The 19,464-nt window shown below is 64.2% G+C and carries 21 protein-coding genes; 12 read left to right on the top strand and 9 right to left on the bottom strand.

What is annotated here, in order from left to right:
- Nucleotides 1–33: 33 nt before the first annotated feature.
- From H5P29_RS04950 to H5P29_RS04940, 3 genes are read right to left on the bottom strand one after another with little or no spacing between them, the layout of a single operon-like run.
- Nucleotides 34–849, bottom strand: coding sequence for an ABC transporter ATP-binding protein (locus H5P29_RS04950; protein ID WP_067955888.1), 816 nt, complete (start codon nt 847–849; stop codon nt 34–36).
- Nucleotides 842–1,894 carry an iron ABC transporter permease gene (locus H5P29_RS04945; RefSeq protein ID WP_154386261.1) on the bottom strand — a complete coding sequence of 351 codons (1,053 nt, stop codon included), beginning with the start codon at nt 1,892–1,894 and terminating at the stop codon, nt 842–844. Before H5P29_RS04945 ends, H5P29_RS04950 begins: the two co-directional genes overlap by 8 nt.
- Complete coding sequence (locus H5P29_RS04940; protein WP_246787019.1) at nt 1,891–2,880, bottom strand: iron ABC transporter permease; 990 nt, start codon at nt 2,878–2,880, stop codon at nt 1,891–1,893. The genes H5P29_RS04945 and H5P29_RS04940 overlap by 4 nt, the downstream gene beginning before the upstream one ends.
- A gap of 122 nt (nt 2,881–3,002) precedes the next feature.
- Between H5P29_RS04940 and H5P29_RS04935 the strand changes: the two genes are divergently transcribed.
- Nucleotides 3,003–3,917: an ABC transporter substrate-binding protein gene (locus tag H5P29_RS04935; RefSeq protein WP_067965905.1), complete on the top strand. Its 915-nt coding sequence runs from the start codon at nt 3,003–3,005 to the stop codon at nt 3,915–3,917.
- On the opposite strand, the gene H5P29_RS04930 is transcribed toward H5P29_RS04935, so the two are convergent.
- Nucleotides 3,893–4,054 carry a hypothetical protein gene (locus tag H5P29_RS04930; protein ID WP_154386260.1) on the bottom strand — a complete coding sequence of 54 codons (162 nt, stop codon included), beginning with the start codon at nt 4,052–4,054 and terminating at the stop codon, nt 3,893–3,895. The genes H5P29_RS04935 and H5P29_RS04930 overlap by 25 nt on opposite strands.
- Between H5P29_RS04930 and leuD the strand changes: the two genes are divergently transcribed.
- The 5 genes from leuD (at nt 4,053) to leuB (ending at nt 8,163) form a co-directional block, all read left to right on the top strand.
- Nucleotides 4,053–4,658, top strand: a complete 606-nt coding sequence (leuD, locus tag H5P29_RS04925; protein WP_154386259.1) for a 3-isopropylmalate dehydratase small subunit — start codon at nt 4,053–4,055, stop codon at nt 4,656–4,658. The two genes, H5P29_RS04930 and leuD, sit on opposite strands and share 2 nt — an antisense overlap.
- A 221-nt stretch (nt 4,659–4,879) precedes the next feature.
- Entirely contained in the window at nt 4,880–5,707 is an 828-nt protein-coding gene (locus H5P29_RS04920; RefSeq protein WP_246670828.1) for a hypothetical protein, read from the top strand.
- Nucleotides 5,708–5,720: 13 nt separating this feature from the next.
- Complete coding sequence (locus tag H5P29_RS04915; protein WP_067955882.1) at nt 5,721–6,101, top strand: RidA family protein; 381 nt, start codon at nt 5,721–5,723, stop codon at nt 6,099–6,101.
- A 17-nt stretch (nt 6,102–6,118) separates the two neighbouring features.
- Nucleotides 6,119–6,922, top strand: a complete 804-nt coding sequence (locus H5P29_RS04910) for an endonuclease/exonuclease/phosphatase family protein (RefSeq protein WP_067965904.1) — start codon at nt 6,119–6,121, stop codon at nt 6,920–6,922.
- Nucleotides 6,923–7,059: 137 nt separating this feature from the next.
- On the top strand, nt 7,060–8,163 hold the full coding sequence (gene leuB / locus H5P29_RS04905) for a 3-isopropylmalate dehydrogenase (protein WP_067955881.1): 1,104 nt from the start codon (nt 7,060–7,062) through the stop codon (nt 8,161–8,163).
- 67 nt (nt 8,164–8,230) lie between these two features.
- Here the strand turns inward: leuB and H5P29_RS04900 are convergent, their stop codons facing one another.
- Nucleotides 8,231–8,953: a DUF805 domain-containing protein gene (locus H5P29_RS04900; RefSeq protein WP_067955879.1), complete on the bottom strand. Its 723-nt coding sequence runs from the start codon at nt 8,951–8,953 to the stop codon at nt 8,231–8,233.
- A gap of 303 nt (nt 8,954–9,256) precedes the next feature.
- Between H5P29_RS04900 and H5P29_RS04895 the strand changes: the two genes are divergently transcribed.
- A complete protein-coding gene (locus H5P29_RS04895) occupies nt 9,257–11,161 on the top strand; it encodes an ABC transporter ATP-binding protein/permease (protein ID WP_067955877.1) in 1,905 nt (634 codons plus the stop codon).
- A gap of 12 nt (nt 11,162–11,173) precedes the next feature.
- Here the strand turns inward: H5P29_RS04895 and H5P29_RS04890 are convergent, their stop codons facing one another.
- Together H5P29_RS04890 and H5P29_RS04885 are read right to left on the bottom strand one after the other, a co-directional pair.
- Nucleotides 11,174–11,632, bottom strand: a complete 459-nt coding sequence (locus H5P29_RS04890; protein WP_067955875.1) for a hypothetical protein — start codon at nt 11,630–11,632, stop codon at nt 11,174–11,176.
- Nucleotides 11,633–11,645: 13 nt separating this feature from the next.
- The gene (locus H5P29_RS04885) at nt 11,646–12,032 is read right to left on the bottom strand and encodes a DUF6152 family protein (protein WP_067955873.1); all 387 of its coding nucleotides are present in this window, start codon (nt 12,030–12,032) and stop codon (nt 11,646–11,648) included.
- A 143-nt stretch (nt 12,033–12,175) separates the two neighbouring features.
- Here H5P29_RS04885 and H5P29_RS32795 point away from each other — a divergent pair, with 143 nt between their 5' ends.
- The 5 genes from H5P29_RS32795 (at nt 12,176) to H5P29_RS04865 (ending at nt 16,288) form a co-directional block, all read left to right on the top strand.
- Nucleotides 12,176–12,307: a hypothetical protein gene (locus H5P29_RS32795; protein WP_256438667.1), complete on the top strand. Its 132-nt coding sequence runs from the start codon at nt 12,176–12,178 to the stop codon at nt 12,305–12,307.
- Between the two features lie 110 nt (nt 12,308–12,417).
- Nucleotides 12,418–13,452, top strand: a complete 1,035-nt coding sequence (locus H5P29_RS04880; protein ID WP_067955871.1) for an aspartate-semialdehyde dehydrogenase — start codon at nt 12,418–12,420, stop codon at nt 13,450–13,452.
- 5 nt (nt 13,453–13,457) lie between these two features.
- A complete protein-coding gene (locus H5P29_RS04875; protein WP_067955870.1) occupies nt 13,458–13,934 on the top strand; it encodes a GNAT family N-acetyltransferase in 477 nt (158 codons plus the stop codon).
- A gap of 141 nt (nt 13,935–14,075) precedes the next feature.
- Complete coding sequence (locus H5P29_RS04870) at nt 14,076–15,239, top strand: glycosyltransferase (protein ID WP_154386258.1); 1,164 nt, start codon at nt 14,076–14,078, stop codon at nt 15,237–15,239.
- Nucleotides 15,240–15,382: 143 nt separating this feature from the next.
- Nucleotides 15,383–16,288: a bestrophin family protein gene (locus tag H5P29_RS04865; protein ID WP_067955866.1), complete on the top strand. Its 906-nt coding sequence runs from the start codon at nt 15,383–15,385 to the stop codon at nt 16,286–16,288.
- Here H5P29_RS04865 and H5P29_RS04860 read toward each other — a convergent pair.
- Nucleotides 16,279–16,815 carry a cupin domain-containing protein gene (locus tag H5P29_RS04860; RefSeq protein WP_154386257.1) on the bottom strand — a complete coding sequence of 179 codons (537 nt, stop codon included), beginning with the start codon at nt 16,813–16,815 and terminating at the stop codon, nt 16,279–16,281. The two genes, H5P29_RS04865 and H5P29_RS04860, sit on opposite strands and share 10 nt — an antisense overlap.
- Before the next feature lie 69 nt (nt 16,816–16,884).
- Entirely contained in the window at nt 16,885–19,404 is a 2,520-nt protein-coding gene (locus H5P29_RS04855; protein ID WP_185910250.1) for a bifunctional diguanylate cyclase/phosphodiesterase, read from the bottom strand.
- Nucleotides 19,405–19,464 lie beyond the last annotated feature (60 nt).

Below are 19,464 nucleotides of genomic sequence, written 5' to 3'. Positions count from 1 at the left end.
AGACTGTTACCCGGATGGGTGCGGAGTTTCGGCTCAGACTTGCGGAGCCGTCCCGAAGCGCGGCGACGAATTACGGATCGGGATGCACAGCGGACGCTGATGCACCGGATCCTCGATGACGCGGCAGCTGATACCGAACACATTCTCGATCAGCGCTTCCTGCATCAACTCTGCCGGCGCACCATCGGCGACCAGACCGCCTTCTTTCATGAACACCAGACGGTCGGCGTAGCGCGCTGCGAGATTGAGGTCGTGCAGCACCAGGACCACGGTGCGGCCATGCTCGCGGTTGAGGCGGCTGACGAGATCGAGGCAGTCGATCTGATGGGCCATGTCGAGATGGTTGACCGGCTCGTCGAGGCAGATGATGTCGGTTTCCTGCGCCAGCACCATGGCGATCCAGACACGCTGCAACTGACCGCCCGACAGCGAGCCCAGCCGCCGCTCGGCAAGATGCGAAACGCCGGTGCCGAACATCGCCGCCTGGATGGCGTCGGAATCGGCAGCACTCCACGGCTGCAGCATGGTCTGGTGCGGATAGCGGCCGAGCCGGACGAGTTCCTCGACACTCATGTCGTCGGGGGCCGACGGGCTCTGCGCCAGAAGGCCGATATGGCGCGCCAGCTCCTTTTCCTTGAGGCCTGATATTGGCAGGTCACCGAGCCGGATCTCACCCGATTTCGGCTGGTGGAGCCGACGGATGGCGCGCAGCAAGGTCGACTTGCCGCAGCCGTTGGGCCCGGCGAGCACGGTGACCTTGCCCCTGGCAATGTCGAGGTCGACGGCGCTGACCGCTGTCGCCGCCCCATAAGCGATGGTGAGCGCCTGGACGCTGATGGCCTTATCCATTGGTGCTTCCCCTGCGCAGCACGAGGTAGAGGAAATAGGGCGTGCCGATCACCGCCGTCACGGTGCCGGCGGGCACCTCGGTCGGCGCGAACAGCACGCGTACGATGAGATCGGCGCCGATCAGCATGATGGCGCCCAACAGGAAGCTGGCGGCGATGCCGGCAAGCACCGGGCGTCCGACGATCAGCCGCGCCAGGTGCGGCGCCATCAGGCCTATGAAGCCGACGCCGCCGGCGAAGGCGACGGCAAGCGCGGTCAAGGCGGAGGCCAGTGCGAAGATCAGGATACGGAACACCGGCAGGTTGAGGCCGAGTCCGCGCGCCGAGACCTCGTCGAGGTCGGTCGGCGGCAGCCGCCGCGCCACCGCGACGACGCCGACCATGGCGATGGCGAGCCCGATGGCCACGACCTGGACCTCGCCCCAGTTGATCTCGTTGACCGCACCGGCAAGCCAGCGGCTGGCCTGGGTGGTGCGGTAGATCGGCCCGACGATCATCAGGATCAAAGTCGCGGCTTTGCAGACAGCGCCTACGGCGATACCGAACAGGAGCAGCCGCACCGCCGACGAGGCCTGCTGGCCGGAGAGCAGGAACACCGCCGCGATAGCCAGGCTTGCGCCGATCATCGCCGCCACTGGCTGCCAGACGATCGAGGTGACGAGCGAATTGCTCTCGTCCGAGAGCAGCGCGAGGAAGATGACCACGCCCAGTCCGGCACCGCCGATGACGCCGAGCACGCCTGGTGAAGCCAGTTCGTTGCGCGTCACCTTCTGCAGCAGATAGCCGGATACCGCCATGGCGCCGCCGGCGAGCGCGGCAATGGCGACGCGCGGCGCGCGCAACTGAAACACCACGACACGCTCGCCGCGCGTGCCCTCGCCCATCAGGATCTCGACGATGCGACGCGGATCGATCCAGGTCGAACCGAAGCCGATGCCGCACAACGCAAGCACGACTGTGACGACCGCAATGATTGCGACGAATATCCAGGCGCGGCGATTGACGCGGGCCAATGCCGGCGACAGGCGTGGAGCGACAACACTCATGCCGCGCGCCTTCTGAGCAGGACAAGAAGCAGGCAGCCGCCGACGATCGCGGTGACCGCGCCAACGGGTGCCTCGCGCGGAAAGATGACGAAACGGGCGACGATGTCGGCAAGCGTCGTGTAGACCGCGCCGACAAGAGCTGCTGCCACGATTTGAAGACGATGCTCGAGGCCGACAAGCGCGCGCGCCGCATGCGGCACGACGAGGCCGACAAACAGGACCGGACCGGCCATGGCCACCGAGGCGCCACTGAGCAAGGCAACCGCAACGAAGCTCAGTCCGCGCACGGCGCCGAGCGGCACGCCGAGCCCGCGCGCCGTGGAATCGTCGGTCTGCAGGATGTCGAGCGAACGGGTGAGGTAGAAGGCGATGCCGCCGCCGATCAGCACGAAGGGCAGGCCGTTGAGCCCCAGGCTGAGCTTGCGGTCGGCAAATGAGCCGGCGAGCCAGAACAAGAGCTGGTCGAGCATCGTCTCGTTGACCGTCAGCACGACGTTGACGAAGCTGTCGAACAGGCCGGCGAAGGTGACGCCGACGAGCACGATCCTGAGCGGCGAGATGCCGCCGGCGGCGGCAGCGAGACCAAAGACCAGCAGGCTGGTGGCCAGCGCACCCGCGGCGGCGGCCATCGACAAGCCAGGCAAGGATGCGACGCCGAACAGCCCGCTTGCCATGACCACGGCGAAAGCGGCACCGGCATTGAGACCGAGCGTGTCGGGCGAAGCGATGCGGTTGCGCGACAGGGTCTGGACCAGCACGCCTGATATGCCGAGGGCTGCGCCGACAAGCGGCGCCATCAGCGCACGCGGCAGACGGAGATCGCGGATCACGACATGCGCCTCGCTGCCGTCGAAGGCGGTCACTGCGCGCCAGATCTCGCCGGGCGAATAGAGGCGATAGCCGATCGCCAGGCTGAGATACATCAGGATCAGCAGCATCGCCGCAAGCCCTGAGAACAGCGCGCGCCGACCGATGCGCTGATGCACTCGGATGCTCGTGTTCGACGAAGCGAGGGGCACGCGGCAGCCTTAATATGAGCTTGACAGTCAGGGTTTGTTCTGACCCTTTGCCAAACCTTCTTGCTCCCGTCAAGTTTGGAGCCATGACCATGAAGCTCATCGCCAAAGCCGCACTCGGCCTCGCACTGGCCGCTTTCGCCGCCAGTTCCGCCTTCGCCCACGAAGTGAAACACGCCATGGGCGTGACCGACGTGCCCGAGAATCCACAGCGCATCGTGGTGCTGACCAACGAAGGCACCGAAGCCGTGCTGTCGCTGGGCTTCAAGCCTGTCGGCGCCGTGCGCTCCTGGACCGGCTCGCCCTGGTACAGGCACATCGTCGAAAAGATGGACGGCGTCGAGGTTGTCGGCGAGGAATCAGCCGTCAATCTCGAGCTCATCGCCGGCCTTCAGCCGGACCTGATCCTCGGCAACAAGACGCGCCAGGAAAAGATCTACGATCAGCTATCGGCGATCGCGCCCACCGTCATGTCCGAACGCCTGCGCGGCGACTGGAAGGTAAACTTCGCCCTTTATGCCGACGCGCTCGGCAAGAAGGCCGAAGGCGAGGAACAACTCAAGGCCTTCGACGACAAGGCGACCAAGCTCGGCGAGGCACTCGGCGACAAAAAGGCCGAGAAGGTGTCGTTGATCCGCTTCATGCCGGGCCTGACCCGCATCTACTACAAGGACACCTTTCCCGGCATGATCTTCAGCCAGATCGGCATCCAGCGTCCCGCCGTGCAGGACAAGCCGGGCTTCGCCGACGACGTCACCAAGGAACGCATCCCCGAATTCGACGGCGACCACCTGTTCTACTTCGTCTACGAGACCGGCAACGGCAAGGCGAGCAAACAGTCGGAAGAGTGGCTGTCCGAGCCGCTGTGGCAGAACCTGCCGGTGGTCAAGGCCGGCAAGGCCATCGCGGTGGACGATGCGGTGTGGAACACCGCAGGCGGCGTGATCGCCGCCAATCTCCTGCTCGACGACATCGCCCGCGTCTACGGCGTGACGCCGACGAAGTAACCGGCACCGGGCTTCGCGCCGCCGCGCATGATGCCCACGGCTTCTTCCCCAACGTCGAAACGCTTTGATTCCCGGCCAAGCTTGTGTAAAGCGGGGCAAGCCAAAATCCCCGCAACAGCCAGACGGGCAAAAGCCATGGAAAAATTCACCAAGCTCACGGGCGTCGCCGCCCCCCTGCCAATCGTCAATGTCGACACCGACATGATCATCCCCAAGGATTATCTCAAGACGATCAAGCGCACTGGCCTTGGCACCGGGCTTTTCGCCGAGATGCGCTACAATGAGGACGGTTCGGAGAACCCCGACTTCGTGCTCAACAAGCCGGCCTATCGCAAGGCCGAGATCCTCGTCGCCGGCGACAATTTCGGCTGCGGCTCGAGCCGCGAGCATGCGCCATGGGCGCTGCTCGACTTCGGCATCCGCTGCGTGATTTCGACGTCGTTCGCCGACATCTTCTACAACAACTGCTTCAAGAACGGCATCCTGCCGATCACCGTCAGCCAGGAAGACCTCGACAAGCTGATGGACGACGCCTCACGTGGCGCCAACGCCACCGTTTCGGTCGATCTTGAAGCCAAGGAGATCCGCGGCCCCGACGGCGGCGTGGTCACCTTCGACCTCGACGACTTCCGTCGTCACTGCCTGCTCAACGGCCTCGACGACATCGGCCTCACAATGGAGAAGGCCGCGTCGATCGACAGCTACGAAAAGAAGGTCGCCGAGAGCCGCCCCTGGGCCTGATCGCTCGGCTTCATATCTCAGAGTTTCGAAAGCCCCGTTCCGCAAGGTTCGGGGCCTTTTTTCATCTCCGGCCGGAATGCATTAGCGGCTGCGCAAATGCTGGCCCAGCCACCTGAAGCTGACAGGCCAACTGGGGCATGCCATTGTCCCGCCTCGGGATTCGGGGCATGCGCACGACAGGGCCTCGGCACATCGCTCACGCCCGGACAATGGAGCGCCGCATGAAACCATCCACCCTCTTCGCCACCGCATCGATCGCGCTTTTGCCGAACCTTGCCATCGCCCAGGACAGCGAGCCGCAGACCATTCCGTTCGAAGGCGGCAATTTCACCATCGTCGAAAACGCCGAGGGCGAGAAGGTGCTTGCCTATGAGGGCAAGGAACTGGCCAGGAACTATGTCGCCTTCCACGACCGTACGGTCGAGGTGAGCGATACCAACGTCGCCATTTTCGCGGTCGGCGACGGCGGCAACGCCTGCAGTCCCGAAACTGTACTTGCCTGGAAGACCGAGGCGGGCATCCAGTCGACGACCATCGGCGCCGGCAAATGCGATACGCCGTCGCCGGCGGTGACGGCGTACAACATCTTCTTCATCCCCTATCCGCTCCCCGGCGAGACTCTGCCGGTCACGACATGGGATCCGGAAAGCGGCCTGACAATGCACGGCAATCTCGCTTACGCGCCGCAGCCGGGCACCGACTGGTCCGATCTGACGCCGAAGACATACGAGGACGGCATCGTCGCGGCCTTCAAGAACGAGGCGGTCTACAATGCTGCTCAGCAACTGCTCGGCGACGACTTGCCTGGCTTCGCCACCAGCCTGCTGATCAATGGCGGCACGGAACCGTTGCCGTCAGGGGCCTTCTACGCCAGCGGCTGTGTCCCGCATGCCTGCGGTGTCAGCGACGGTTTCATAGCGATCGATGCCAAGGCCAGGAAGCTTTATCTGGCACAGCAGACGGAGGCTGAGCCCAAGGCCTGGCCGGCACTGGCGACATGGCCGGCCGAGTTTAGGGACGCCCTGACCAAGGCGCTGGCAAACGAATGAGGGAGAGGTGACAATGCGCAAGCTGATTTCGACAGGATCGCCCTTCGAGAAGACCGCGGGCTACTCGCGCGCCGTGGTCCAGGGCGACTGGTGCTTCGTCTCGGGTACGACGGGTTACGACTACGCCACCATGACCATGCCCGACAGCGTGGAAGCACAGACGCGCAATTGCCTGGCGACCATCGCCAAGGCGCTTGACGACGGCGGCTTCGAAATGGCCGACGTGGTGCGCGCGCATTACTACATCACCGACCAGTCCTATGTGGATGCAGTGTTCCCGATCCTCGGCGAGACCTTCGGCGACATCCGCCCGGCGGCGACGATGATCGTCTGCCAGCTCAACAAGCCGGAGATGAAGATCGAGATCGAAGTCACTGCACTGAAGCGTCCGTGACCGCGAAGGGGGGCCGCTTGCGCATCCTATCGCTGAACGGCTGGGGCGGCAGGCTCGGCGAGGAGCTCGTCGCCTATGTCAGCAGCACGGATCCCGACCTTTTCTGCCTCCAGGAGGCGACCAGAACGCCCGCGGCGACGTCGCCGTGGCTGGTCTATCGCGACGGCGGCGGCGAGCTGTTGCAACGGGCCAACCTTTTTGGCGAGGTCGCCGACGCCCTGCCCGGCCACCAGGCCTTTTTCTGCCCAGCCGCGCGCGGCCCGCTCTATGACAGCGACCGGACGCTGCGGTCGGAATGGGGACTGGCAACCTTCGTCAGGCGCTCGCTGCCGATCATCGGGCAGTTACAGGACTTCATCCACGGCGCCTTCTCGGCCGACGACTTCGGCGAGCACCCGCGCTCGCGCAACGCCCACGCGGTAAGACTGCATGACTATGTGACCGGCAACGCTGTTCTCGTCGCCCATCTCCACGGCCTGCGCGAACTCGACGGCAAGGGCGACACCCCGGCCCGCGACGCGCAGACTGCAAGGCTTGTCGAGCTGATCGGCAGGATCCGCCGCAAGGGCGACCGCCTCGTCGTCTGCGGCGACTTCAACGTGCTGCCGGAGAGCCGGATGCTCACCGAACTACGCAGCATCGGGCTGACGGATCTGGTGACACAGGGCGGCTTCACCGACACCCGCACCTCGCACTACCTGAAAGCGCCACGCTTCGCCGACTACATGCTGGTCAGCGACAACGTCGATGTGCGCAACTTCGAGGTCGTGGGCCAGCCCGAAGTCTCCGACCACCGCGCCCTGCTTCTGGAGATCGGCTAGATGATCCGGATAGGAATCCGGTCAAACAGGCGCCGGCGGAGCCATTTGCGCGCTCTGGAGCGTCCTTTCCTGCTTGCACCGGCGCCCCTCCAAGGCTAGCAAGACCGCGGTTCACGCATCTTTCGGAAAGGCTTTCCATGGCGACGCGCAATCTTCTTCTCCTGCCCGGCGACGGCATCGGCCCCGAGGCCATGGCCGAGGTCCGCAAGCTGATCACCGCAATGAACGAGAAACTCGGCAGCGGCTTCACCACCGAGGAGGGTCTCGTCGGCGGCTCGGCCTATGACGCGCATGGCCAGGCGATCTCGGATGCCGACATGGCCAAGGCGATGGCGGCGGACGCGGTGCTGTTCGGCGCAGTCGGCGGCCCGAAGTGGGATGCCGTGCCTTACGAGGTGCGCCCCGAGGCCGGCCTGCTGCGCCTGCGCAAGGACATGGAGCTGTTCGCCAACCTGCGTCCGGCGATCTGCTACCCGGCGCTCGCCTCGTCGTCTTCGCTGCGCCAGGAAGTTGTCGAGGGCCTCGACATCCTGATCGTGCGCGAGCTGACCGGCGGCGTCTATTTCGGCGAACCCAAGCAGATCATCGACCTCGGCAACGGCCAGAAGCGCGGCATCGATACCCAGGTCTACGACACCTTCGAGATCGAGCGCATCTCGGGCGTCGCATTCGAACTCGCCCGCACGCGCCAGAACCGCGTGACGTCGATGGAAAAGCGCAACGTCATGAAGTCGGGCGTCTTGTGGAACGAGGTGGTGACCGCCACCCACAAGGCCAAGTATTCCGACGTCAAGCTCGACCACATGCTGGCCGATGCCGGCGGCATGCAGCTTGTGCGCTGGCCCAAGCAGTTCGACGTCATCGTCACCGACAATCTGTTCGGCGACATGCTGTCGGACGTCGCAGCCATGCTGACCGGCTCGCTCGGCATGCTGCCTTCCGCCTCGCTCGGCGCGCCGGACGCACTGACCGGCAAGCGCAAGGCCCTCTACGAGCCCGTGCACGGCTCGGCCCCCGACATCGCCGGCAAGGGCATCGCCAACCCGATCGCCATGATCGCGTCGTTTGCCATGTGCCTGCGCTACTCGTTCAACATGGTGGCCGAGGCCGACCGCCTCGAGGCGGCGATCGCCGCCGTGCTGGAAGACGGCCTGCGCACCAAGGACATCATGTCCGAAGGCAAGACCGAGGTCGGCACGACCCAGATGGGCGACGCCATCATCACGAAGTTCTTCGCCTGATACCAGGTCGAAGAAACCAAAACGGCGCCCACGCGGCGCCGTTTTCTTTTGCGCTTCTGAAGTTGCCCTATCCGACAGGGACGTAAGGCGGCGGAACGTTCACCCCAACCGGCACCGGGCCCCATTTGTTGTCGTGCTTCTGGGACGGAATCAAAGTGAACACGAAGATGATCAGGCTGCCGACATAAGGCAGCAGGATCAGCAGATAGAACCATCCCGACAGACCGAGGTCATGAATACGGCGGATGGTGACGGCGATGCTGGGCAACAGCGTTGCCAGGATGAACAAGCCTGGCAGCACGAAACCGACAATCGGTTCCGCATCGAGATTGCCAAGTGCGCCATCGATACCGAAGCCGATCGCTGCCAGCGCGACAGCGGAAAGCGTCCAGAACAGATAGTAGCCCCAATATTCCTTACGCCGGGCGCGGGCGCGGAAGTTCACATAGTCGGTGGTCAGCGCGCGCCGGAAATACGACCACAGCCCGGTCGTTGCGACCACGCCGCTGTAGGCGGCTCCCTCCTGATCGGATCCGCGGCGGCCGAACTGGGGTACCGATGTTGCGGCAGCGGGCGCCGCAGCAGCCATTTGCGCAGCGCCGACCTGGGCGTGGATTACAAACACGTCACGGGCCTGACTGCCGCTCGGTTGAAACTCGATCTCGGTGCCCTTGCCCGGAATCGCCGTGCCCCTCAAATCCTCGCGGGCAAAGGTGTAGCGGTTGCCGTCGACCGCGGCGGCGAAGCCGAAACCCTGAGCCTGATCGTAATGCAGTACTTCGCCGCGCATCTGTCGCCTCGTGAATTGCCAACCAGACAGTGTTCCAACTTGCCCTGGGCCGCAAGCTCCAGGGGTAGCCGGCGCAGGTCATCGAGCTCGCCGCCAAACGTTGCCCTCACGCAACGCTCGCGGCGCGTTGATTAGCCGGTAACCATATGTTGACTGTGAAATGTTCAACTCGTGTTACCCTTTCGATAGGCAAAGGGCATGGGGTAAGGAACTGTGATTCGGGTCGATAGACCTCGAGATCCATCGTCGAACAGATGGCGTCGCGGCGCCGCCAGGCCGCCTCCCCTGACGCCGGTTTCCACGATGCGAAGCTTCTGGGGCCTGATGCGGGCCTACTGGTTCTCGGATCGCTGGAAGGAAGCCTGGGGGCTGACGCTGGTGATCGCGCTCCTCACCGCACTTTCCAGCAAGGCCAGCGTCTGGATGGCCGAGGCTTCAGGCGAATTGGTCAATTCGATCGCCTTCTTCCATGACCCGGCCAACATGGCGCCCCTGGCGTCGCTGCTGACCAGTGCCGGCACATTGCTTCTTCTCGTCGTCATCAAGGATGCAGGCTTCATCGGCATCCGGCACCTTTTCTCCACCACTTTGCATCGCAAATGGCGCGGCTGGCTGAACAACCGCTTCAACGCCGCCTTGCTCGACGCCAACCACACCCATTTCCACGTGCAGCACAACGCAAGCGCCGGCGACGGCCCGGGCACGGCGCCCGACAACATCGACCAACGCGTCCAGGATTCGATCAAGGGCATGACCGGCGGTGCCATCGGCCTCGCCATGGGTGTGATGGGCGTCACCACCTCATTGTTCTTCGTCGGGCAGAAGCTGCTCGAAACCTCGACCATCGTTCCTGGCCTTGAATTTCTCGGCCCCTATGGCAGCGTCATCCTGGCCTTTGCCGCCGTTGCCGCCTACGTGCCGCTCAACACCTATATTGCCATGAAGCTCGGCGGCATGATGGAGCGTCTCAGCATCCGCATGCAGCAGGCCGAGGGCAGCTATCGCGGCGAGCTGACGGTGCTTTTGCGGCGCAGCTTCCATGTCGCGGCATCGCACGGCGAAAACGTGCAGCGCTCGATGCATGACCGCCTCTACGTCGACATCGACAAGACCTGGTCGCGCCTCAACATCGTCAATGCCGGCTACATGTCGTTCGAGTCGATCTATGGCTTCATCGCCGCGCGCATCGTCGCCTATGGGCCGGGGCTGGTGCCCTACATGCACGGCCACATCAACCTGAAGGGCTACATAACAGGCGCCGAACTGGTGAACTCGCTGATCAGCCAGTGCTCGTGGTTCATCCAGGTGATGCCGGCGATCGCCACGCTCAGAGCCAACAGCGAACGTGTCACCGATCTCGCCAAGGCGATTGAGAACGTGCAGCGGCCGCCGTCATTCTATGCCGCGACTGGAAAGTCCGAGTTCAGCTATGGCAGCCAGAACGCGCTGTTCGGCCTGACCGTCCGCAATCTCGAACTGATGCACCAGGGTGTTGAAGCCAGCCCCTTCCTGACCGTCACCAACCTGCGCTTCCGCCGCGGCGAATGGACCTTCGTGTCGGGCCAGTCCGGCTGCGGCAAGACCTCTTTGGTCAAGGCGATCAACGGACTGTGGCCATATGGCCGCGGCTCCATCGACTTTCCCGACGGCATCAGGTCGTTCTATGCCACCCAGGACGTCAAGCTGCCACAGGTTTCGCTCAAGCAGCTGGTCTGCCTGCCCGACCACCCAGGCAACCATTCCGAGGCGAAGGTGGCGGTGGCCATGCACAAGGCCGGCCTTGGCGACCTGATCGATCATCTCGACGACGAAACCCGCCAGGGCAAGAGCTGGGATCAGCTGCTGTCGGGCGGCCAGAAGCAGAAACTGGTCGCGGCCCGCATCCTGCTGTTGCAGCCGGGGCTTTTGTTCCTCGACGAGGCGACCGCTGCCCTCGATCTCGAGGCCAAGATCGCCTTTCATCAGGTGATCAAGGACAATTGCCCCGATGTCACCGTCATCAGCGTCATGCATGAGGCCGTGCCGCCAAAATCGGCGCAAGGCGTCGAGTTCTACGACAGCATCCTCAGCATTTCAGACGGCATCGGATCGAAGAAGGCACTGGCCAGCCTGCCGGCCGAACTCACCACGCTTTTGGCCCAGCCGCAGCAGCCGGAGGAAGAATGGCCGCCGCTCAGGTTCCCGCGCGTCAAGCTGAAGGAGAAGTAGAACGCGCTCGCGTTACAGGAATCCGATGAAGCGGCCGCACAACAGGACCGTGCACCAGATCACCACCGACATCACAGCAAGCGGGCGCCGCAACGAAGACCATCGACGCTGCTTGTCGCTTTCGATCGCAGCGAACAGGGCAAAGGTTGCACCTGCCAAGGCGATAAGCCCCATCTTGCCGAGGAAGACCGGCATTCCGGCATAATACGACGCCCGCACGGAAAACAGGGCGAGGCCGCTCAGCACGGCGAGGCAGAAGGCCATCAATGCCAGCCGCCGCAGCAACATGACAAAGGGGCGTTCCGGCAGGCTGCCGAAGGCGCCGAGGATGCGCAGATCGAGAAGCGCGACCGACGTCAGCAAAGCGCCTATCGCGGCAATGTGCACTGCGTTGACGACCGGATAGGCGACAAACGAGGTCTTCAGTTGCCTGACCAAATCCCATTGTTCGACTGCCTGCAGGGGCTCCACCGTACAATCCCGGTCAGCTCGGCGGCACGCGGTCCGCATAGACGTCATAGGTCTTGCCGTTGATGATGATCCGGACGGCTTTCATGCGCTTTTCGGTTTCGTCGCGCGAGCGGTTGCCGATGGCGACGACCTCGTCACCCTTCTTGGCGACCTCATCGGTGAAACCGGCGGCAATGGTCCGCGCCGGCGGCGCCAGCTCCACGCGCCACAGCTCGCCTTCGACGTCTACGTCGAGCGTCGCATGCGGGTTGCCGATGTAGATGTCGGCGATCACGCCCTTGAGCTCGAAGAAGCCGTCCTGGGTCCAGGACCAGCCGTGATGAGCAAGTGCCGGCAGCGCAAACAACGCAGCCACGGCAAGGGTCGCGGCGAGGGAGATGCTTTTCGGCAGGACTTCCATCTGGGGTTCCTCCGTCAATCGATCCGCGCAGAAGCCTAGGTGGCAAGCGACAAAGGTCAAATCACATCAGCCGGAGCCCACCGGTCCCCGATTGACTCTCCATACAAACCGGATAAAAGCGGCGGCGAACAGGGATCCCTCCGATGCGCGGCCTCTTGATGGCGCTTTTCGCATTCGACTTTCCCGGCCACGACAGAGATCGTGCCGGGCGCGGAGCCGTTTCCCTGCTTTCGACCAAAACCATGGCCAAAACCACCACCACCAAAATGGTGTGATTTCCCTTGGCCTGCTCACCCTCTCCCGGGTCCGGCCCGGGGGATGAAGCCCGCAACGGCCAGCGGGTTTTCTCCAAAAAGCGAGCGGAGAGGGACAGGAGATTTTCGATATGGGATTCAAGGTTGCAGTCGTCGGCGCCACGGGCAATGTCGGCCGGGAAATGCTCAACATCCTCGAGGAACGCGGCTTTCCGGTCGATGAGGTCGTGGCGCTTGCCTCGCGCCGTTCGCTCGGCACCGAGGTTTCGTTCGGCGACAAGACGCTGAAGGTCAAGGTTCTCGACACCTACGACTTTTCCGACACCGACATCTGCATCATGTCGGCCGGCGGCAACATCTCCAAGGAGTGGTCTCCGAAGATCGGCAAGCAGGGCTGTGTCGTCATCGATAACTCGTCGGCCTTCCGTTACGACCAGGACGTGCCGCTGATCGTTCCGGAAGTGAACCCCGACGCGATCTCCGGCTTCACCAAGAAGAACATCATCGCCAACCCGAACTGCTCGACTGCCCAGCTGGTTGTGGCGCTGAAGCCACTGCATGACGCCGCGACCATCAAGCGCATTGTCGTTGCCACCTACCAGTCCGTTTCCGGCGCCGGCAAGGAAGGCATGGACGAGCTGTTCACCCAGACGCGCGCCGTCTTCGTCGCCGACCCGGTCGAAGCCAAGAAGTTCACCAAGCGCATCGCCTTCAACGTCATTCCGCACATCGACGTCTTCATGGAAGACGGCTCGACCAAGGAAGAGTGGAAGATGGTCGCCGAGACCAAGAAGATGCTCGATCCCAAGATCAAGCTGAGCGCCACCTGCGTGCGCGTGCCGGTGTTCATCGGCCACTCGGAAGCCGTCAACATCGAGTTCGACAAGCCGATCACCGCCGATGAGGCACGCGATATCCTGCGCGAGGCGCCAGGCTGCCTGGTCATCGACAAGCGCGAGGACGGCGGCTACGCCACCCCGCTCGACTCGGCCGGCGAAGACGCGACCTACATCTCGCGCATCCGTGAGGACCAGACCGTCGACAACGGCCTGTCGATGTGGATCGTCTCCGACAATCTGCGCAAGGGTGCTGCCCTCAACGCCGTCCAGATCGCCGAGCTTCTTGTCGAGCGTGGCCTGATCTCGCCGAAGAAGAAGGCGGCCTGACACCAATGCCCGATGTCGTGCTGCGTCCGGCCGAGGCCGAAGACGCACACGACATCGCCCGCATCCTGAGGGCGGCACTCGCCGCCTTCAACTGGATGCCCCAGCTGCATACACCCGACGAAGACCTGTATTTTGTCAGGCACGTCCTCCTCGCCGAGCAGACCGTCACCGTCGCTACGATCGAGGACAGGATTGTCGGCTTTGCCGCCACCAAGAATGAGTGGATCGAACAGCTCTATCTCGATCCCGACTGGACCGCTCGCGGCATTGGCGCCCGGCTTTTGAACCATGTGACGGCCGCAATGACTCACGTGAAACTTTTCTGCTTCGAAGCCAACGCAGGCGCGTGCCGTTTCTACGAGCGCCACGGCTTTGTTGCCGACGCCTTCGGCGACGGCTCGTCCAACGAAGAAGGCTTGCCCGACATTCTCTACGTCCGCCGCGGCATGCCGGCGGCTCGGCCACAATCCCCTCAAGGTTGATTCCGGACATTGCTACGGTAGACTGGGTCCGTCGCAGGGAGGCAGCGGGGCTGAGGTACCGGAGGCAGGACGATAGCGCGCGATAGTCTAGCCAGCGACAGCAGCCGTCAGGACGGCGTGCACCGGCCGCTGCGGATCCTGATGACAAATGCCGTGCTGACCGGGCGCAGCGGCACCGAAACGCTCGTCCGCGACACGGTGCTGGCACTGCGGCGGCGTGGCCATTCGGTAACCGCGTTTGCGCCGATCACAGGCCCTGCAGTAGCGGAAATCCGTGCCACGGGTTCGCCGGTGGCAACATCGCTGGCGGCGCTCGAAGCGCCCGACATCATTCACGGCCATCACACCGGACCAACCATCGCCGCCCTAACGCGCTTTCCCGGGACGCCCGCAATCTACGTCTGCCACGACTTCAGCAGCGAGATCGACGCGCCCCCCATTCATCCCAGGATCAGCCGCTATGTCCATGTGCGGGCCGCATTGCGCGGCAGGCTGGTGGACGAATGCGGGATCGCTGCGTCGAAGGTAAGGTTCTGGCCGAACACCATCGACCTGCAGCGCGTCGGACCTGCTGCCCCGGCTCCCGCGAGGCTGGCAACCGCTGCAATCTTCGCCCACCCCGGGACCATTCGCTTTACCGGTATGATCGCCGAAGCCTGCCAGCGCCATGGCATTGCCTTTCGCGGCGAGCTGGTCGGCAAGGCAGCGGACGACGTGGTCAAGCGGCTGGGCGGCACGGATCTGGCATTCGCCAGCGGCCGAATGGCGCTCGAAGCCATGGCGCGGGGCTGCACCGTGATCAATGTCGACCGCTTCGGCGTTGGCGGCTTGGTGACGACGGACAGGTTTGACGGTTTTGCCGCCGTGAACTTCGCCTATGGCGCATTGTCCGACGCAGCATCGCCCGAACTGCTCGACCGCGAAATTGCCGCCTACAGGGCGGAAGATGCCATTGCGGTCACCCAACGCGTGCGGCGTGACTTCGCCAGCGAAAAGGGCGCCGAGCAGATCGAGGCGATCTACCGCGATGTGCTGGCGGAAAAGCCCTGGCCGAGGCGGGAGCCGAACGAGGACGAACGCGCCATGGCCGCGATCATCGAACGATTTCTGCAGCAGAAGCAGATCTACGACCGCAGCTTCGTCAGAATGCGCGAGGGTCTTGGCCCAAGCGAGGAACTGCAGTTCCAGCTCGGCGAGCTGTGGAGCAAGACAGCCGAGCTTGCGGACGAGGTCCGCCGGCTGAGGCGGGGCGGCATTCTCCGCAGGCTGGTCGACAAGCTGACCGGGCGAACCTACGAGAACTGACCCAAGTTTTGCGCCTCCCCATTGGGCGGCGGGGCCGGCTGCCTTATCGGACAAATCAACGCAATCGCTATTCATCTCGTGATTGGAGATGACACCGGCAGGCCCGGCGGCGCACTATCTTTTGGAAACAGGTACCACGCCGCATGATCGTTCGCCCGCGCACAAACCTTTTGAAGCTGTTCTTCGTCATGCGCGGCTCCGTGGTGCCCCGCATCCTGCCGCAGATTCTCGGCTTCGCGCTCTATGGCGCCGCGGTGGTCGCCGCCATCAAGCTGCTCAAGCTCGATCTCGGCGACGCCGGCGTCGCACCCTTCGCGCTGCTGGGCGTCGCGCTCTCCGTCTATCTCGGCTTCCGCAACAACGCCGCCTATGACCGCTGGTGGGAAGCCCGCAAGTTATGGGGCCAGCTCGTCTTCGAAATCCGTAACCTGTCGCGCGCTGCAACAGCGATGATCTCCGACCGCGACGAACTCAGGCCGCTCCTGATGGATTCGCTCGCCTTCTGCCATTTCCTGCGCGGCGAACTGCGCCGCGTCGACACCAGGGAAGCGGCTCGCCCATTCATCGGCGATGCCGTCGACGAAATCCATGCCGCGACCAACAGGCCTGACGCAGCGATGCGGCGGATGGGCGAGAAGATCGGTGCGCTCAAGCGCGCGAAAGTGCTGGAGGCGATGGACTATCGCATCCTCGACGAGCGTCTGGCGGCGATCTCGGCGCTGCAGGCCGGCTGCGAGCGCATCATGGGCACGCCCCTGCCCTTCGCCTACACGTTGCTGCTGCAGCGCACCGCCTACATCTTCTGCCTGCTGCTGCCCTTCGGGCTGGCGGGTTCGGCCGGCTGGGTGACGCCGCTGTTCACGGCGCTGATCGCCTACACATTCTTCGGCCTCGATGCGCTCTCCGAAGAACTCGAAGACCCCTTCGGCATGGAAGCCAACGACCTTGCCCTCGATGGCTTGTGCCGGGTCTGCGAGATCTCGGTGTTCGAGGCGCTGGGCGAAACACCGCCACCGATGCTGCCGGCGGAGAATTTTTATTATTCCTGAGCTAGCCCGGTCCGGGCCTTGGCATCGGGGGCGCTCGCATCGATGCCCTCCCAATAGTCCATCGTCGCCGCCTTGCCGTAGCCTTCGCCGGTCAGGCGGACGCTGACGCGGCCTGATTCCGGGTAGACGATGACATCGTTTGGATTGCGCTCGCCGATGATGAGATAGCGGCACGGCGCATCGGTGTGGTTGAAAAACGCGTGCCCGACCTTCTGGCCGGCGGGAAAGCAGACATAGTCGCCTGTCTTCATGACATAGTTGCGCGCACCGAGCTTCAGTGTCAGCGCGCCCTCGAGGATGTAGGCATGCTCCTCCTCGAGCATGTGATAGTGCGACGGGTTCTTCTCCTTGCCTGGCACGAGTTCCTCCAGCGCGACGCCGACATGGTCGCCGCCGCCAAAGCTGGACAAATGGCGGAAGCTCGATCCGAAGCGCTCGCCATGAGAGAAGACCTCGAGTGGCGCCGCTTCGGCGGCAAAGGGCTCGGAGATGCCGTCAGCGTTGAGTGCGGATATCTTCTCGGGCATGGCATTTCCTCCGGCCACCTCGCTGCAGCTTAGGTGGCGCGGTCATCCGGTTCGGTCAAGCAGTCGCCCCTAAGCCACCTGAACCTTGTTGCCACGATAGCTCGCGATGATGTTGGCCGCTCCTGCCCCGTCGACCGGCGGGCTGAACAGGAATCCCTGGATCTCGCCGCAGCGCTCCCGCCGGAGCAGCTCAAGCTGGGCGCCTGTTTCAACGCCTTCGGCCGTCGTGTCGATGCCGAGATTGGCGCCAAGGCCGATGATGGCGCGTACGATCGCCATCGATTCACGGCTCGAGCCGATATCGCGGACGAAGGAACGGTCGATCTTCAGCCGGCTGAATGGAAAGCTCCGGAGGTAGCTCATCGATGAGTACCCGGTGCCGAAATCATCGAGCGCGATGCGCACGCCGATCTGCTTGAGCTGCTGCAGGACGGCGAGATTGGCGCCTGTGTCGGCCAGAAGAACGGATTCGGTGATTTCGATCTCGAGCCGCGACGGGTCGAGCCCCGACCGCGCAATCGCCTGGCCGATGGTCTGCGCGAATTGACCCTGCCGGAACTGCACAGCCGACGCGTTGACAGCGATGACGAGGTCGTCCGGCCAGGTGGCGGCACGCCGGCAGGCCTCGTCGAGCACCCAACGCCCGATCGCCTCGATCATGCCGGTCTCTTCGGCGAGTGGAATGAATTCCGCAGGCGAGACCATGCCGCGCCTGGGATTGCGCCAACGTACAAGTGCTTCGAAGCCGCGCAGCGCACCCGTCTTCACCGAAATGATCGGCTGGTAGTGCAGCTCGAGTTCGAGATCGAGGTCGGCGCAGCGCAGCTCCAGTTCAAGCTCGCGGCGATCGCGCATTTCGGCGTCCATCTCCGGTTCGAAAAAATGGAACGCGCCTTTGCCGTCGCGCTTCGAGCGATAGAGCGCCAGGTCGGCGCATTTGAGCAGCGTGCCGGCGTCGCGCGCATCGGCCGGCGCGATCGCAGCACCCAGGCTGGCGCCGATCGACAGCTTGTGGCCCTCATAGGCGTGCGGCTCGCTGATCGCCTGGATGATGCGTTTGGCAAGCGCCTGGACATCGGCGCGGCTGAGCGCGCCGCGCAGCAGGATGGCGAACTCGTCGCCACCGAGCCGGGCGACGAGGTCGCTGCGGCGCAGAAGCGTGCGGATGCGGGATGCCGTCTCGACCAGCAGGGAATCGCCGGCGGCATGGCCGAGCGTGTCGTTGACCGCCTTGAAGTCGTCGAGGTCGACAAGCAACAGCGCGAAAGGCTGGTGGCCGGCGACGGCAGCGCCGACGGCCTCCTCGATCTCCTGCGAGAAGGTGGTGCGGTTGCCGACGCCTGTCAGCGGATCGTGGTGGGCGAGGTAGGAAATGCGATCCTCGGCGCGCTTGCGCTCGGTGATGTCGACGATTGTCGACAACGTCGCCGGTGCGGTGCCGACCTGAATGTTCCTGGCATATTCGATGACATCGAGCTCGCTGCCCGCCGCCGTGCGGTGACGCACGAAGCGCTCGCCCGTCGCCGGCAGGTCGGCGACACCGGGCTCCAGATCGGCGATGCCGAGCGCCAGGAACTCGCCCCGGCCTCGGCCATAGAGATTGAGCGCTGCGGTGTTGACGTTCAGGAACGCGCCGCCATCGGCCTGGCGCACATACATCGGGACCGGGTTGTCGTCGAACAGCGAGCGAAACAGCGTTTCGCGGTTGCGGATCTCGCGTATGTCGGTCAGCGTCACCGCCAGCAGGCCGTCGGTTTCAGCGACGCCGACCTGCAGCGAGACGGTTTCGCCGCCAAGCTGGTATTCCAGTTCGAGCGACGGCGCAGCGACACCATGCGCACGGGCGACGCCGCATTCGTCGAGCAGGCGCGACAGCCCGCAAGCGGCATTCGCCTGCGACAGCAGCCTGAATCGCATGTCTTCGGCCGAGACCCCGAGAAGGCGCGCTGCGGCGTTGTTGATGCTGAGGACCTGATAGTCCCGTGCCTCGCCACCGGCGGATTCGAGCGCGCTGAGCGCTAATATACCTTCGTCGGTCGAGTTGATGAGCAGCCGGGCCAGGTCGATCTGGCTCCTGCGCGGCCGCGCGAAGATCAGGAAATACTCGCCCGGCCAGCGGCACGACAGCGGCAGCGCCAAAACCTCGACGGTGGAGACCATGCCGTCGACGATCGAGCGGCACAGCGCCAATTGCGGACGCGCCGCCAGGCGGGCCAATTCGATCGCGCCCGATATGGCGCGCTGGAAAGCGAAAGGCAGCACCGACAGCACCGCCGCGGGCACGCTGAGGCCGGCAATCGCGCCGAAGCGCGGGCCGGCGCGCAGGATGAAGCTGTCCGTGGCGGGCTGGAGACGAACAACCGCCATCTCGTCGGCGAAGCGGCCGACGCTGCCGAGCGCCAGCTCTTCATAGGGCGGCAAGGCGCCGTCGATGCAGGCCGCCTGCCAGCGCCGCAGAACCAACCTGACGTCGTCGAACTCGGTGTCGACCCCAGCTGACAGGTCCGCGGCGCACCTTGCGACCGGCTGCTCCGCCGCACCACCCGGCATTTCCGACGGAAGCGCCCGATCCCTGTCCCAAGCTCGCATTGCCAAAAGCATCCGGTCACCTGTCAGCCTGACACCGCCCGGACCAGATCAGCCCGGTCG

Origin of the sequence: Aminobacter sp. MDW-2, from assembly GCF_014250155.1 — a bacterium.
GTDB lineage: Bacteria > Pseudomonadota > Alphaproteobacteria > Rhizobiales > Rhizobiaceae > Aminobacter > Aminobacter ciceronei.
This window is presented reverse-complemented; position numbering and strand designations above follow the sequence as displayed.

What these genes read in the sequence shown, in the direction of transcription:
- H5P29_RS04950 (WP_067955888.1), bottom strand. Translation starts at nt 849, where the DNA reads ATGGATAAGGCCATCAGCGTCCAGGCGCTCACCATCGCTTATGGGGCG.
- H5P29_RS04945 (WP_154386261.1), bottom strand. Translation starts at nt 1,894, where the DNA reads ATGAGTGTTGTCGCTCCACGCCTGTCGCCGGCATTGGCCCGCGTCAAT.
- H5P29_RS04935 (WP_067965905.1), top strand. Translation starts at nt 3,003, where the DNA reads ATGAAGCTCATCGCCAAAGCCGCACTCGGCCTCGCACTGGCCGCTTTC.
- leuD (WP_154386259.1), top strand. Translation starts at nt 4,053, where the DNA reads ATGGAAAAATTCACCAAGCTCACGGGCGTCGCCGCCCCCCTGCCAATC.
- H5P29_RS04930 (WP_154386260.1), bottom strand. Translation starts at nt 4,054, where the DNA reads ATGGCTTTTGCCCGTCTGGCTGTTGCGGGGATTTTGGCTTGCCCCGCT.
- H5P29_RS04920 (WP_246670828.1), top strand. Translation starts at nt 4,880, where the DNA reads ATGAAACCATCCACCCTCTTCGCCACCGCATCGATCGCGCTTTTGCCG.
- H5P29_RS04915 (WP_067955882.1), top strand. Translation starts at nt 5,721, where the DNA reads ATGCGCAAGCTGATTTCGACAGGATCGCCCTTCGAGAAGACCGCGGGC.
- leuB (WP_067955881.1), top strand. Translation starts at nt 7,060, where the DNA reads ATGGCGACGCGCAATCTTCTTCTCCTGCCCGGCGACGGCATCGGCCCC.
- H5P29_RS04900 (WP_067955879.1), bottom strand. Translation starts at nt 8,953, where the DNA reads ATGCGCGGCGAAGTACTGCATTACGATCAGGCTCAGGGTTTCGGCTTC.
- H5P29_RS04895 (WP_067955877.1), top strand. Translation starts at nt 9,257, where the DNA reads ATGCGAAGCTTCTGGGGCCTGATGCGGGCCTACTGGTTCTCGGATCGC.
- H5P29_RS04885 (WP_067955873.1), bottom strand. Translation starts at nt 12,032, where the DNA reads ATGGAAGTCCTGCCGAAAAGCATCTCCCTCGCCGCGACCCTTGCCGTG.
- H5P29_RS32795 (WP_256438667.1), top strand. Translation starts at nt 12,176, where the DNA reads ATGCGCGGCCTCTTGATGGCGCTTTTCGCATTCGACTTTCCCGGCCAC.
- H5P29_RS04880 (WP_067955871.1), top strand. Translation starts at nt 12,418, where the DNA reads ATGGGATTCAAGGTTGCAGTCGTCGGCGCCACGGGCAATGTCGGCCGG.
- H5P29_RS04875 (WP_067955870.1), top strand. Translation starts at nt 13,458, where the DNA reads ATGCCCGATGTCGTGCTGCGTCCGGCCGAGGCCGAAGACGCACACGAC.
- H5P29_RS04870 (WP_154386258.1), top strand. Translation starts at nt 14,076, where the DNA reads ATGACAAATGCCGTGCTGACCGGGCGCAGCGGCACCGAAACGCTCGTC.
- H5P29_RS04865 (WP_067955866.1), top strand. Translation starts at nt 15,383, where the DNA reads ATGATCGTTCGCCCGCGCACAAACCTTTTGAAGCTGTTCTTCGTCATG.
- H5P29_RS04860 (WP_154386257.1), bottom strand. Translation starts at nt 16,815, where the DNA reads ATGCCCGAGAAGATATCCGCACTCAACGCTGACGGCATCTCCGAGCCC.
- H5P29_RS04855 (WP_185910250.1), bottom strand. Translation starts at nt 19,404, where the DNA reads ATGCGAGCTTGGGACAGGGATCGGGCGCTTCCGTCGGAAATGCCGGGT.